Raw genomic sequence first — 13,677 nt, forward strand, 5'->3', positions numbered from 1 at the left:
CCTCAGCGCGGCTTCTCCGCCGTGTCGCGGTTCATGCCCTTTTCGCTGAGCTCGTCCTCGTAGGCGGAAAACAGCTCAGCGCCGCGTTCGCCGAGCTCGCGCAGATAGGTCCAGGTGTAGATGCCGGTATCGTGCATGTCGTCGAAGCCGATCCGAACGGCGTAATTGCCGGTCGGCATCATCGAGATGATCGCGACATTGCGTTTGCCTGGCACCGTCACCTTCTGCCCTGGCCCGTGGCCCTGCACCTCGGCCGAGGGCGACAGCACACGCAAGAGCTCTGCCGACAGGTCGAAGCTCTGGCCGTCGTTGAAGGTCACCACCAGCCGCTGCCTGTCTTTCGAGACGCGAAGTTCGCTCGGCCAGATATCGCTCATCATTTTGTCCTCTTCTCATGCGAGGAGTAGGCGCTGATCTTTTTCAGCGCAAGCTGAAATTGGCATGCTCGCGCGGGCTGTTTCCCTTGACGCGACAATAGCATATGCCCACATTGACTGGAGTACGGAGATACAGGTGAACAGCAGAGTTGGAACGATAGGTAATGCATCGCCGCTGGTGGCAGGTGCGGACCCGATGATCGACCCCTTCGGGCGGGCGGTCACCTATCTCCGCGTCTCCGTCACCGACCGCTGCGATTTCCGCTGCACCTATTGCATGGCGGAGAACATGACCTTCCTGCCGAAGAAGGATCTCTTGACGCTGGAAGAGCTCGACCGGCTCTGTTCCGCCTTCATCGCCAAGGGTGTCAGCAAGATCAGGCTGACTGGCGGCGAACCTTTGGTGCGCAAGAACATCATGTATCTGGTGCGCCAACTCGGCCAGAAAATCGGTTCTGGCCTCGACGAGCTGACGCTGACGACCAACGGTTCGCAGCTTTCCCGCCATGCCGAGGAGCTTTATGATTGTGGCGTACGCCGCATCAATGTTTCACTCGACACGCTCGATCCCGACAAGTTCCGCAAGATCACCCGCTGGGGCGATTTCGCAAAGGTCATGGAAGGCATCGATGCCGCTCAGAAAGCCGGGCTGAAGGTCAAGCTCAACGCCGTGGCGCTGAAGGATTTCAACGATGCCGAGATGCCGGAGCTTCTGCGCTTCGCCCACGGCCGCGGCATGGATTTGACCGTCATCGAAACCATGCCGATGGGTGAGATTGAAGAAGACCGCACCGACCAGTATCTGCCGCTCTCGAAACTGCGCGCCGATCTCGAAGACCAGTTCACCCTTGTCGACATCGATTACCAGACTGGCGGCCCGGCGCGTTACGTCAGGGTCGAGGAAACCGGCGGCCGCCTCGGCTTCATCACGCCGATGACCCATAATTTCTGTGAGAGCTGCAACCGCGTGCGCCTCACCTGCACCGGCACGCTCTACATGTGCCTCGGCCAGAACGACGCCGCCGATCTCCGCGCGGCACTCCGCGCCACTGAAGACGATGCCCTCCTCCACGCCGCCATCGACGAGGCCATCACTCGCAAACCCAAAGGCCACGACTTCATCATCGACCGCACCCATAACCGCCCTGCGGTGGCGCGGCATATGAGTGTCACCGGTGGGTGAGGCGCGGTCCCGCAAAGCGGGAGCGATCGATCCAGTGAATCGATCGCAGCGCCGAACGCCCTGAGCCCCGCGAAGGGCCGGGATACGGTACGGCAAACTCCCCTAATCATAGCCGCCGCACCAAGACCCAAAAGAGGACGCGCGTCGGTGCCACATCCCCCTTCTCCCGAGCGGGGAGAAGAGACGTGCGGCGCCGATGAACAACCCATCACCCAGGCTTACGCGCACAAATCGCAAACCGCTCCTGCACCATGCGCTCGAGCCCGCGCAGGAACGGCATCTTGCGGGCCTGAGCCCAATGGATATCCCCAAGCTTGCGGTCGACGACGATGTCTGTAAATCCGGCTTGGCGCAGAAGATCGACGACCGCTTCGGCCGGCATCTGGCTGGAGAAATGGACGCGTGAGCGGATCTTCTGGTGCCGCGCCATCATCTCCGGCGTCATGTGGCTCGCCGCCGGCTTGCCGGTCACCTTCGTCCAGAGCTTCTGCAGGCCCTTGACCCAGGTTTCCCTACCCATATTGCCGTCGAGGATCAGCACCTTGCCGCCCGGCTTCAGTACCGCGAACCATTCCTTGAAGGCAGAAGCCGGGTCCACCAGCGTCCAGACGAGATGCCGGTTGGTGATGACGTCGTAGCTTCCCCGTGGTTCCATCGTGTTTTCGGCGTCGCCGGACACGAAGCGGATATCGGTGCCGCGTTTCTTCGCCTTGGCGCGCGCCTGCGCCAGCATTGCATCCGACCAGTCGAGGCCGGTGACTGCAAAGCCGGCACCATGCATCAGATGCGAGATGACGGCGGTGCCGCAGGCAAGATCGAGTGCCGCGCGACCTTGGCCCTCACCCAGATGCTTTCTGATCAGCCGCTGCCAGCCTTTCCGCTCCGCTTCCGAAAAGATTTCATGGCCGACGCTCTGATCGAAGGTCGCCGCCCGTTCCGACCAGAAGTCGCGGATTTCATCGCGGATGGAGTAGTTCGTGTTCATGGAATTCATCTGAGGCACCCCGGCATCGGATCAGTTTGGAAACGCTCTAAAACATATAACTTGATTCATAAAGTCATATTTCTTATGCCTGCGGACATTATTCAGACCTCGGGGGAATTTCCAGATGAATTTCGTGAAAATACTCGCAGTCTCCGCAGCGGCGATTGCGAGCCTGATGCCGCTTTCGGCCTGGGCGCAATCCTTCACCGTCAAGGATGTCGCGGGCCGCGAAGTGACCTTCGACAAGCCGGTCGAACGTGTGATCCTTGGGGAAGGCCGCATGCTCTACGCCGTCGCACCGATCGAGAAGGAAGATCCCTTCGCCAAGATCGTCGGCTGGCGCAACGATCTCTGGACCACCGACAAGGACGGCTTCAACGCCTATGTCGAGAAGTTTCCGAAGGGCAAGGACCTGCCCTTCCTCGGTAACCTCACAGACGGCACGCTGCAGACCGAGACGGTCGTCAAGCTTCATCCCGATGTGCTGCTGCTGCCGATCGGCAACAAGACGGCGGCCGACGAGGTGAAGCTCGAAGACATGTTGAACGGCATCGGCGTGAAGATCGTTTATATCGATTTCCGCGAGCATATTCTCGCCAACACCGAGCCGAGCCTGAAGATCCTCGGCCAGATCTTCGGCCATGAGGATCGCGCCGAAGCCGTCGCCAGCTTCTGGAAAGCGCAGATGGCCCGCGTCACCGACAAGCTGAAGGCCGCCAATCCGCCGAAGCCGAATGTCTTCATGTATCGCGCCGCGGGTCTGGTCGAATGCTGCGGCACCTTCGGTCCCGATAATTTCGGCTTGATGGTCGATTGGGCCGGCGGTCACAATCTCGGCTCCGATTTCCTGCCGGGCTATACCGGTTCGATCAATGCCGAGCAGGTCGTCGCCTCCAATCCTGACGTCATCGTCGTCACCGGCTCCAACTGGAGCCAGACCAAGAATGCCAAGGACTTTGTGAATGTCGGCCCGAATGCGGCAGCCACCTTCGACGACAGCCGCAAGGCGCTGAACACGCTGATGGAAAACCCTGCCTTCACCGGCTCCAGGGCGGTTGCCGGCGGCAATGTCCACGCGATCTGGCACCAGTTCTATACCAGCCCCTACCAGTTCGTCGCCGTCCAGCAGCTGGCCAAGTGGTTCCATCCGAACCTCTTTGCCGATCTCGATCCCGATGCCACCTTCAAGGAATTCCACGAAAAATTCCTGCCGGTCGCCTATCAGCCGGGTTATTGGGTCGACGCCAAGGCGGGTCAGTAATCCGAAATGGCCGAGATCGCCGCCATATCGATCGAAGCCGAAGCCGGGAGGGAGCGCTACCGCGCCCTCGCCCGGCGCAAGCTTCTAATCCTTGCCGCCATGACGGCAGCGCTCTGCCTGTCCTTTGCCGTCGATCTCGCCTGGGGCCCGGCCCGCTATAGTCTCAGTGAAGTCGTCGCTGCCCTTCTCGACCCCTCCTCGGTTTCGGATCAGGTGCGCGCCGTCGTCTGGGGCATCCGCATGCCGGTTGCCGTGATGGCGATCGTCGTCGGTGCATCGCTCTCCGTCGCCGGTGCGCAGATGCAGACGATCCTCGCCAATCCGCTCGCCAGCCCCTTCACGCTCGGCATTTCGGCAGCAGCAAGTTTCGGTGCCGCACTTGCCATCGTCACCAGCGTTCCGCTTCTGCCTGTAGCGGCCGGGCTGCTGGTGCCGGTCAATGCCTTCATCATGGCGCTGATCGCCACACTCTTCATCCATTTCATCTCGCAAGCCCGGGGCGTCTCGGTGCAGACGGTGGTGCTGCTCGGCATCGCGCTGGTCTTCACCTTCAATGCGGCTCTCGCGTTCCTGCAATATCTCGCCTCCGAACAGGCGCTGTCGGCCGTCGTCTTCTGGACGATGGGCAGCCTCACCAAGGCCACCTGGCCGAAGATCTGGGTGACGCTTGCCGTCCTGTTGGCAGCACTTCCGCTCTTTGCCCGCAACGCCTGGGCGCTGACCGCCATCCGCCTCGGCGAGGACAAGGCTGCAAGCTTCGGCGTCAATGTCCGCCGCATCCGGCTCGAAACCATGCTGATCGTCTCGCTGCTTGCCGCAGTGCCTGTGAGCTTTGTCGGGACGATCGGTTTCGTCGGCCTCGTCGGGCCGCATATCGCGCGCATGATCCTCGGCGAGGATCAGCGTTTCTTCCTGCCGGGATCGATCCTGTCGGGCGCGCTGCTGCTCTCGCTGACCTCGATCGTCTCGAAGTCGATCATACCAGGCGTCGTCTTCCCGATCGGCATCATCACCGCGCTGGTTGGCGTACCCTTCTTTTTCTCGCTCATCCTCTCGAACAGGAGCCGATCGTGGTAGCGCTTCAATTGCAGGCGGTCGGCGCCTATCACGGCCGCAAACTCTTCGTCGAAGACGTGACGACGCCGGTGATGAAATCAGGCGAGGTCGTGGCGGTGATCGGCCCGAACGCCGCCGGCAAGTCGACGCTTTTCAAGCGCATCACCGGCCTGCTCAAAGGGCCTGGCCATGTCGTCGTCGAAGGCTCGAAGACAAAAAACGCCATCAGCTACATGCCGCAGGATACCTCGGCAAACGCGGTGCTGACGGTCTACGAATCCATCCTGCTTGCCCGCAAACAGGGCCAGTCCTGGGCTGTCAGCGACAGCGACCTGCGCTTCATCGACGAGATCATGAAGGCGCTTGATATCATCGCCATCGCCTTCCGCGATCTCGGCGCGCTGTCCGGCGGCCAGCGCCAGTTGGTCTCGATCGCCCAGGCCCTGGTGCGCGAGCCTGAGATCATGCTGATGGACGAACCAACAAGCGCGCTCGACCTCCACCGCCAGGTCGAAGTCCTCGACTTCATGCGCCGCCAGGCCCGCGCCAAGGGCATGATCGTGCTGATTGCCATCCACGACCTCAACCAGGCGCTACGTTTCGCCGACAAGGTCCTGGTCATCGCCAACGGCCGCATGCACGCCTGCGGCACCCCCCGCGACGTCGTCACTGCCGAGATGTTGCGGGAGATCTACAGGGTCGAGGCCCGGGTGGAGAAATGCTCGATGGACCATGACCATGTGATTGTGGATGGGACAGCGCATTGAGGTTGGCAAAATCAGTCTGCCTCATCAGTCGATCAATCGCTGCGCGGTAAACTTGTCGGTAACAAGCATGTCGATAACCCCCACACGGAGCGCCCCTGCGATAGCGTCAGTCTTTTTGGACCCACCGGCAAGAGCAATGACCCGGTCCACCCGTTCGAGATCCTCGAGTGGAAGCCCTATGACCCGGTCGTCCAGGGGTGTCTTGACCGGCTTGCCGTTTTTATCGAAGAAGCGAAGTGAGATATCGCCGACGGCTCCCGCTTCCGCGAGATCAGAGAGTTCGCGAGACGAAAAGATGTTGCCGGACCGTGCGAGAAGTTCGGACGGTTCGACTGCTCCGATTCCGACAATCGCAAGCGTTATGCTGCCGAACAAGTCCATCGTCTCCCGAACGTATGGATCGGCCTGCATAAGAAATTTTGCCTCTCTGGACGTCGTAACGCCCTGCACAGCGAGCAGTTTTGGCTCAGCGCCGGTCAGGCGAGCAAGCCGCGTGGTAAGCTGCGTCGCATGCGTCTGCACTGAAGGATCGCCCATGCCTCCAAGGGTTTGGACGACGTATTTCGCCTGAGCGCTCTTCAGCGGATGAATGTTCTCGACCATCTTGGAGATGGTCTGGCTCCAACTCGAAACGCCGATGATCTCCCCTGGCGCAAGCGTCACCTCCAAGAGATGAGCCGCTGCCTCTCCGATACGGGCCATGATGGCTCCGTCCCGATCTTCCGTGCACTCCACGACGATCGCCTCCGGCAAATCATATTTCTCGCGAAGCGCGCCCTCGAGCTCGCTGTAGGTGCCAACCGGGGGCGTCACGCTGGTTCGGACAATATCTTCAGCCTCTGCACGCTTGAGCATGCGCGACACCGTCGCCTGCGACAGGCGAAGGTGCTCTGCGATCTCCGCCTGTCGCCGTCCCTCCAAATGGTACATCTGGGCGACCCTTGAGATGAGGCGGAGTTCATTGAGGCGAGTCATCGCTAATCCTAGGGTGAATTTTTATTCATCATTAGCCGTTGTTTCGCGGGACGTCGAGCGGGCAAGTGCATCGCTCCATGTATTCAGAAGCACCGCTCGATCCACGGGTTCCGGGTCAATGATATGCGAGCTCCGGGGCAGCTCTGCGATAACATGAAGATCGCTCCACAAGCCAAGTGAGAGACCCGCGAGATATGCGGCTCCCAAAGCCGACGCCTCGGGTGCTTCGCATTGGATCACGGGATGTTCGATGAGGTTCGAGACACACTGCATCAGGAACCGGTTTTGGCTCGGTCCGCCGTCTACATAGAGCGCCCCGAGCTCGCCGCCGCTTTGTGCACGCATGGCGGCGATCACGTCGTGCACCTGGAAGGCGATCGAGTCGGTTACCGACCGCGCCATTTGCGCACGTGTCGTATTGAAGTTGATCTGAGAGAACAGGGCACGGGCGTCCGAGTTCCAATAGGGTGCGCCCAGTCCCACGAATGCTGGCACGAAGCCCGGTCCGCCCGGTTCGGCGCTCGCCGCAAGTTCGACAAGGGCCGCCACGTCTGAAAGGCCGAGAATGCCTGCCATCCAGGGGAGACTGGCGGCGCAAACGAGAATATTGCCTTCGAAAGCGAAAGTCGGCTTTCCCCTGAGACGCCATGCGACGGTCGTTGTGACGCCGTTGCGTGGGGGAATGAATCGCGGAAGCGTCGTCATGATAGAAGAGCCGGTTCCAAAGGTTACCTTGCCATCGCCCGGCTTGAATGCGCCATGGCCGAACAGCGCAGCATGGCTGTCTCCGATCGCGGCCATTATCGGAGTTCCATCCGGCACGCCTGGCAACCCTTGCGTCCTGCCGAAGTCGGCAGAGCTGTCGAGTACTTCGGGGAGGAGCGCGATATCCACGCCGAAAATCTCGCCAAGTTCCTTGCTCCATCTCTGCTCCTGGAGATCGAACAACTGGCTCCTGGCGGCATTGGAAGCATCGCAGACATGCCGGCGCCCACCCGTCAGGCAGTGGACGAGCCAACTGTCGACCGTTCCCAATCGCACCGATCGCCCGGCCGGCATACGGTCGAGCAGCCATCGGAATTTCGAACCCGGGAACATCGGATCCAGTGGCAGGCCTGTGAGCGCCTGCACACGGTCAAGGTGGCCTTCGACAATGAGACGTTCGCAATCCTGTGCCGTGCGACGGCACTGCCAGCTTACCACCGGTCCAAGTGCCTCTCCCGTTTCGGCGTCCCAGGCCGTGACTGACTCGCGCTGATTGGAAATCGCCACGGCCTCGACAATGACGTCGGGGGCGGCGTTCAGGCAGGCGTCGATCGCCTCGCAGACGGATGCGTAGAGCCGGCGTGGGTCTTGTTCGACCCAGCCTGGTTTCGGATAGGTGATGCCGACTGGAGCCGAACCTCTGCCAACAATTTCTCCCTTTTCGGAAACGAGAACTGCCTTTGAATTGGTCGTGCCCTGGTCAATTGCCAGAATTGCCCGCATTCTATCCTCCCCAGATCAGACGGCAGCCGGGACGACAAAAAGCGTCCGGGCTGATCACGTGATCCCAGTTACTTGCGCCTGATCAGCGACTGCGCCGCGTCGGCGATTGCGGACGGCGCCATCCCGAATTCGTCGAGCAGGAACTCTGCCGAACCGGTCGGAGCGTAGACGCCGGGAACTCCGAGACGTTTCATCGGGACTGGAGCATTGTCGACCACCACTTCGGCGACCGCGGAACCGAGCCCGCCAAAGATCGAATGCTCTTCGGCTGTGACGATCGCTCCGGTTTCCTTCGCCGCGGCGATGATGGCGTCCTCGTCGATCGGACGAACCGTTGCAAGGTTGAGCACTCTGGCGTTGATGCCGCGTTCTGCGAGAATCTCGGCAGCCTTTAGGATTCGATGAGTCAAAGTGCCGTTTGCGATAAGGGTGACGTCATAACCCTGGCGAAGGAGATTTGCCTTGCCAAGTTCGAACTTGTGACCCTCCGGAAGGAGATCAGGCACACCCACGCGAGACAGGCGCAGGAAACAGGGGCCGTTGTAGGCCGCGGCCCACTCAACCGCAGCAGCTGTTTCGATGCGGTCACAAGGCGCAATGACCGGAAGATTAGGCAGAACCCGCGTCCAGGCGAAGTCCTCGATCGAGTGATGGGTCGGGCCGAGTTCGCCATACGCCATTCCAGAAGAAATGCCGACCAGCTTCACGTTGGCATTCGAATACGAAATATCGGCCTTGATCTGCTCCAGCGACCGTCCCGTTAGAAACGGAGCGGCGGCGCACACGAACGGAAGGCGTCCGCCATTGGCGAGGCCTGCTCCAACCCCCACCATGTTCTGCTCGGCGATACCGACATTGACGAGGCGCTCTGCAAACTTCGCCTTGAAGCCGCCGAGCTTGGAGGAACCCACGGAGTCGTTGCAGACGGCAACGATCGTATCGTTTTCGGCTGCCAGCCGCTCAAGCGTAGTGGCGAATGCGTCGCGGCAATCGTAGAGCTTGGGTGCGTTTATTGGCGCGTTCATTGCAGTGCCTCCGACAATTCTGCCAATGCGATTTCGTATTGTTCCTTGCTCGGTACCTTGTGGTGCCAGTCGACTCGGTCTTGCATGAACGAGATTCCATGCCCCTTGTTGGTGTGGGCGACGATGCAATGCGGTCTCGATCCCCGGTATTCGAGGGCTGAAACGACTTCGCTCATATTGTTCCCGTTGATCTCGCTGACTTCCCAATCGAAAGCTTCAAGCTTCGGACGAAGCGGGGCGAGATCGTTGGTTTCCGCCAGGGCGGCGCCCTGTTGGAACCTGTTGTGGTCGATGACCAGCGTCAAGTTATCGAGCTTGAACTGCGCGGCCGCCATGATCGCTTCCCAGTTGGAGCCCTCCTGCATCTCACCGTCGCCGGTGACGACATAGGTGTGATATTTCGCGCCCGAGAGCTTGGCGGCTTTTGCCATTCCTATTGCGACTGGAAGACCGTGGCCGAGCGGCCCGGTATTCGTTTCGACGCCAGGGACCTTGTTGCAATTTGGATGCCCGTTCAGCCTCGAATGCGGCTGCAAAAAGGTCGAAATCTCTTCCTCCGGGATGAAGCCACGTTTTGCGAGCGTCACATACAGAGCGCATGCAGTATGTCCCTTCGAAAGAACGAACCTGTCGCGGTCGGGGTGCTTCGGCTGATCGGGCCAAACATTCAGCACACGAAAATAGAGGGCAGTCAAAATGTCGATAACCGACATCTCCCCGCCAATATGGCCGGCGCCCGCTTCAAAGACCGCCTGGAGATCGCGCAATCGGATCTCGCGAGCGACCCGCTCGAGTTCTGTCGTATTCATGGATTCCTCTCATGCATAAATATTCAGTTATCAATATTTTTGCACAAGACGCCGATTAGTCAAGCCCCTTAAGCGGTACACCGGCAGTTGCAAGCCCAGAAAATCCTATTGACAGCCGAAAGGCAACTTGTTAATGAATTTTCCAGCATAAGTGAATATTTATTCTTAAAACGAATTAGCGATCAGCCTACGCATAGGGAGGAACAATGGTGGCGCTTGATATCAATGAACACAGGCTTTCGTCCGGCGCCTGGTTGAGCAAGCTCAAGGGCGCCACCGGCCCACTCGTGGGGCTGCTCGCGCTTTGCGTCTTTCTGAGCGTCAGCACCGACACGTTTCTGTCGGTTCGGAACGGCCTCAACATCCTCGATCAGATCACGGTTCTCGGCATCATGGCCGTCGGAATGACCTTTGTCATTCTGATCGGCGGCATCGATCTCTCCGTCGGCTCGGCACTCGCTCTTGCGATGATGGTCATGGGCTGGACTGCGAATGTCGCCGGCCTACCGCTGCCGGTCGGGATCGCTTTTGCTCTGGTCGCATCGGGCGTTTCGGGGCTGATCGTCGGACTACTGGTGACGCAGTTCAGGGTTCCAGCGTTTATTGCCACTCTTGCAATGATGTCCGCGGCTCGCGGCGTCGCAAATATGATCACGGACGGCCAGCAGATCGTCGGATTCCCCGACTGGTTCATGATGCTGGCAATCGATCGCCATTTCGGTGTGTTGACAGCCACGGTGTTTCTCATGCTTGCGGTTGTTCTTGCGGCGTGGCTTTTCCTGCACTTCCGGTCCGAAGGCCGCATGCTCTACGCGGTGGGAGGAAATCCGGAAGTCGCTCGGCTGGCGGGTATCAACGTCCCGCTCGTGACGATTGGCGTCTACGTCGCAAGTTCAGTCCTCGCGGGGCTCGCAGGCATCGTACTCGCCGCCAGGCTGGACTCCGTCCAGCCGTCCAGTGGTCTGGGCTATGAGTTGGACACCATCGCTGCGGTCGTCATCGGCGGAACTTCGCTCTCCGGGGGCGCGGGCGGCATCGGAGGAACACTTATCGGTGTTCTTATCATCGGCGTCCTTCGCAACGGGCTCAATCTTCTCAACGTCTCACCGTTCCTGCAGCAAGTGATCATCGGCATCGTCATCGTGCTCGCGGTCGGCGCGGAGACTATTCGTCGGCGTCGCGCCTGACGAACGGGGTCCGCCGCGTCGGCGGGCCTGGAATTCCGCTCCAAGGGTTTGGGGCGGATCAATACCCCGAGGGGGAGGACATACCCGAGGGTTCCATCAAACAACGGAGGAAATACAATGAAAATAGCGCGCACCATGCTCGCGTCTGCTGCACTGCTGGGTCTCATGCTCGGCCCCGTACACGCCGCGGAACTGAAGAAGCTCGGCTTGGCCGTTGCCAACCTTCAGGCAAACTTCTTCAACCAGATCAAGCAATCGGTCGAAGCCGAAGCCAAGAAGCGCGGCATCGAAGTCATCACGGTCGACGCAAAGGGCGACGGGCCGACACAGGTCAATCAGATTCAGGACCTCCTGACCCAGAAAATCGACGCGCTGATCTACATTCCCGCAGGTGCGGCCGCTGCGACCGTTCCGGTCAAGCTCGCGAAGAACGCTGGTATTCCGGTCGTGAACGTTGACCGCAACGCCGAGGGAGCACCCGGCGATACATTCCTTGCAACGGATTCCGTCGCGTCTGCCAAGGCCGTGTGCGACTACATCCTGAAGGAAGCCGGCGGCAAGGGGAAGATGGTCATCATCCACGGCCAGAAGGGCACGACGCCGGAAGTCGATCGTTCGAAGGGCTGTGCTGAATCTCTCAAGGCATATCCGGACGTCAAGGTTGTCGCCGAGCAGTTCTCGAACATCTGGAGCCAGGACGAAGGATTCCAGATCATGCAGAATATGCTGCAGGCAAATCCGGACGTTTCGATCGTGTTCGCCCAGGCCGACGGCCTCGCCCTTGGCGCCGCGCAGGCGATCAAGGTCGCCAATCCTTCCCAGAAGATCGTGGTTGGCGGCTTCGATGGTGACACCGCAGCTCTCGAAGCGCTCAGCAAAGGCGTCTTCAACGTAACTGCGACCCAGCAGACGCAGAAGATGGGCCGCGACGCGGTTGAAAACGCCGCCAAGCTTGTCGCCGGAGAAAAGGTGCCGCCGGTCCAGCTCATGGATGCCACGCTGACAACCAAAGAAAACGTCGCAGGCTTCATCGCCAACCATCCGTAATGAAGTTGAGGTCTTGAGGAGGTGTGCCATGACTGATCCAGTTCTTTCCCTGAGGGGCATATCCAAGTGGTATGGGCCGCTCCAGGTTCTGAAGAATGTCAGCTTGGACGTCTATCCGGGCGAAGTGGTTGCACTTCTCGGTGAAAACGGAGCGGGCAAGTCAACGCTATCAGGCATCATCGCTGGGTCCCGCACACCGTCCGAAGGATCAATGACATGGCTGGGGCAGCCTTTTGCCCCAGCCACCCCAAGGGAAGCGATTGACAAGGGCGTTGTCCTGATCCACCAGGAGCTGCAGCTTCTGCCGCAACTGTCGATCGCGGAAAACGTCTTCATCGGACGCTGGCCGATGAAGAACGGCGTCGTCGATCGTCCCCAAATGGTTCGCCGAGCCCAGGACCAGCTCGCTCGCTTGAACCTTCACATACCCGCAACGCGGACAGTCGCCGGCCTTTCCACAGCAAATCAACAACTCATCGAGATCGCCAAGGCGCTGGCTCTCAACGCAAAGCTCCTGATCCTCGATGAGCCGACAGCCGCCCTTGGCGGCGCGGAGACGGAAGCTCTTTTCGAACAGGTTAGAAAGCTTCGGTCAGAGGGTGTCGGCATCGTCTACATTTCCCACCGCATGGAAGAGATCAAGCGAATAACCGACCGGATCGTCGTTCTTCGCGATGGCGAGCGCGTGCAGGAATTCTCCGACAGCGCGACCCCGGTGCGAACGATCGTCGAGAGCATGGTTGGACGCCCGCTTGACCGCTTGTTCCCTGCCCTGCCGGTTCCGACAGACCATCCAGTACTCCAGGTGTCGGGGCTGAGCTCGCCGGACAACTCATTCCGTGACGTTACCTTCGAAGTGCGCGCCGGGGAAATTCTTGGAATCGCCGGACTGGTCGGCGCCGGCCGCACGGAACTTGTCCGCGCCATTTCGGGCGCGGACCCAATCAGTGCAGGTTCGATCAAGCTGGAAGGCGAAGAACTCAGGCTGCGCGATCCGGCGGACGCGATCGCCAAGGGCATCGTGATGGTCCCGGAAGACCGCAAGGAGCAAGGCCTCGTTGTCGGGCACCGGATCGGCGAGAACATTATCTACGCCAATCTCGACAAGCTGGGCGGGCGTTGGATTACGCCGCGCATCAAGCGCTCGTTTGCGGAGAAGGCCGTTGCCAAGTTCGGCGTGAAGGGCCGTGCGGAGCAATATGCCTCGGACCTGTCCGGCGGCAACCAGCAGAAGGTCGTCATCGCGAAATGGCTGATGCGCGATCCTAAGGTCGTCGTACTCGACGAACCGACGAGAGGCATCGACGTCGGCGCCCGAGCGGGCATCTACGACATCATCGTCAATCTTGCCAAACGGGGCGTGGCGGTCATCGTCGTAAGCTCGGACCTCGAGGAAGTTCTCGGAGTCTCCAATCGCATTCTCGTGCTTGCGCAAGGCAAACAGGCAGGCATTCTCAATCGTGACCAGGCAAATGACGTTTCGGTCATGGAGCTAGCCACCATCTAAACAGACAGAG

13 protein-coding genes are annotated in these 13,677 nt (G+C 60.1%); 7 read left to right on the forward strand and 6 right to left on the reverse strand.

From position 1 onward, the window contains the following. Window positions 1–2 precede the first annotated feature (2 nt). Window positions 3–377 carry a gamma-butyrobetaine hydroxylase-like domain-containing protein gene (locus ACD590_RS11245; protein WP_032980674.1) on the reverse strand — a complete coding sequence of 125 codons (375 nt, stop codon included), beginning with the start codon at window positions 375–377 and terminating at the stop codon, window positions 3–5. A 136-nt stretch (window positions 378–513) separates the two neighbouring features. Between ACD590_RS11245 and moaA the strand changes: the two genes are divergently transcribed. Beyond that, complete coding sequence (moaA, locus tag ACD590_RS11250) at window positions 514–1,560, forward strand: GTP 3',8-cyclase MoaA (protein WP_018242287.1); 1,047 nt, start codon at window positions 514–516, stop codon at window positions 1,558–1,560. A 208-nt stretch (window positions 1,561–1,768) separates the two neighbouring features. Here the strand turns inward: moaA and ACD590_RS11255 are convergent, their stop codons facing one another. Next, window positions 1,769–2,554 carry a class I SAM-dependent methyltransferase gene (locus tag ACD590_RS11255; protein WP_115157456.1) on the reverse strand — a complete coding sequence of 262 codons (786 nt, stop codon included), beginning with the start codon at window positions 2,552–2,554 and terminating at the stop codon, window positions 1,769–1,771. Window positions 2,555–2,669: 115 nt separating this feature from the next. On the opposite strand from ACD590_RS11255, the gene ACD590_RS11260 reads away from it, so the two are divergent. From ACD590_RS11260 to ACD590_RS11270, 3 genes are read left to right on the forward strand one after another with little or no spacing between them, the layout of a single operon-like run. Continuing rightward, window positions 2,670–3,806, forward strand: a complete 1,137-nt coding sequence (locus ACD590_RS11260) for an ABC transporter substrate-binding protein (protein WP_439002563.1) — start codon at window positions 2,670–2,672, stop codon at window positions 3,804–3,806. A 6-nt stretch (window positions 3,807–3,812) separates the two neighbouring features. Beyond that, window positions 3,813–4,883, forward strand: coding sequence for a FecCD family ABC transporter permease (locus tag ACD590_RS11265; RefSeq protein ID WP_439002564.1), 1,071 nt, complete (start codon window positions 3,813–3,815; stop codon window positions 4,881–4,883). Next, window positions 4,877–5,629, forward strand: coding sequence for an ABC transporter ATP-binding protein (locus tag ACD590_RS11270; protein WP_028733034.1), 753 nt, complete (start codon window positions 4,877–4,879; stop codon window positions 5,627–5,629). Before ACD590_RS11265 ends, ACD590_RS11270 begins: the two co-directional genes overlap by 7 nt. 24 nt (window positions 5,630–5,653) lie before the next feature. On the opposite strand, the gene ACD590_RS11275 is transcribed toward ACD590_RS11270, so the two are convergent. From ACD590_RS11275 to ACD590_RS11290, 4 genes are all read right to left on the reverse strand, one after another. After that, window positions 5,654–6,604 (reverse strand): sugar-binding transcriptional regulator, encoded by a 951-nt coding sequence (locus ACD590_RS11275; protein ID WP_018242292.1) that lies wholly within the window; start codon window positions 6,602–6,604, stop codon window positions 5,654–5,656. A 21-nt stretch (window positions 6,605–6,625) separates the two neighbouring features. Further along, on the reverse strand, window positions 6,626–8,092 hold the full coding sequence (locus tag ACD590_RS11280) for an FGGY family carbohydrate kinase (RefSeq protein WP_439002565.1): 1,467 nt from the start codon (window positions 8,090–8,092) through the stop codon (window positions 6,626–6,628). Between the two features lie 68 nt (window positions 8,093–8,160). Then, on the reverse strand, window positions 8,161–9,117 hold the full coding sequence (locus ACD590_RS11285; RefSeq protein WP_439002566.1) for a transketolase family protein: 957 nt from the start codon (window positions 9,115–9,117) through the stop codon (window positions 8,161–8,163). Then, window positions 9,114–9,926 (reverse strand): transketolase, encoded by an 813-nt coding sequence (locus ACD590_RS11290; RefSeq protein WP_439002567.1) that lies wholly within the window; start codon window positions 9,924–9,926, stop codon window positions 9,114–9,116. The genes ACD590_RS11285 and ACD590_RS11290 overlap by 4 nt, the downstream gene beginning before the upstream one ends. Before the next feature lie 206 nt (window positions 9,927–10,132). Here ACD590_RS11290 and ACD590_RS11295 point away from each other — a divergent pair, with 206 nt between their 5' ends. The 3 genes from ACD590_RS11295 to ACD590_RS11305 all read left to right on the forward strand — a co-directional run bounded on the left by ACD590_RS11295 (window position 10,133) and on the right by ACD590_RS11305 (window position 13,667). Beyond that, window positions 10,133–11,113 carry an ABC transporter permease gene (locus tag ACD590_RS11295; RefSeq protein WP_018446373.1) on the forward strand — a complete coding sequence of 327 codons (981 nt, stop codon included), beginning with the start codon at window positions 10,133–10,135 and terminating at the stop codon, window positions 11,111–11,113. 117 nt (window positions 11,114–11,230) lie between these two features. Then, window positions 11,231–12,160 carry a sugar ABC transporter substrate-binding protein gene (locus ACD590_RS11300; RefSeq protein ID WP_018242297.1) on the forward strand — a complete coding sequence of 310 codons (930 nt, stop codon included), beginning with the start codon at window positions 11,231–11,233 and terminating at the stop codon, window positions 12,158–12,160. 28 nt (window positions 12,161–12,188) lie between these two features. After that, window positions 12,189–13,667 carry a sugar ABC transporter ATP-binding protein gene (locus ACD590_RS11305; protein WP_439002568.1) on the forward strand — a complete coding sequence of 493 codons (1,479 nt, stop codon included), beginning with the start codon at window positions 12,189–12,191 and terminating at the stop codon, window positions 13,665–13,667. Window positions 13,668–13,677: the final 10 nt, after the last annotated feature.

Source organism: Rhizobium sp. 862_C5_N1_2 (assembly GCF_051811205.1).
GTDB lineage: Bacteria > Pseudomonadota > Alphaproteobacteria > Rhizobiales > Rhizobiaceae > Rhizobium > Rhizobium leguminosarum.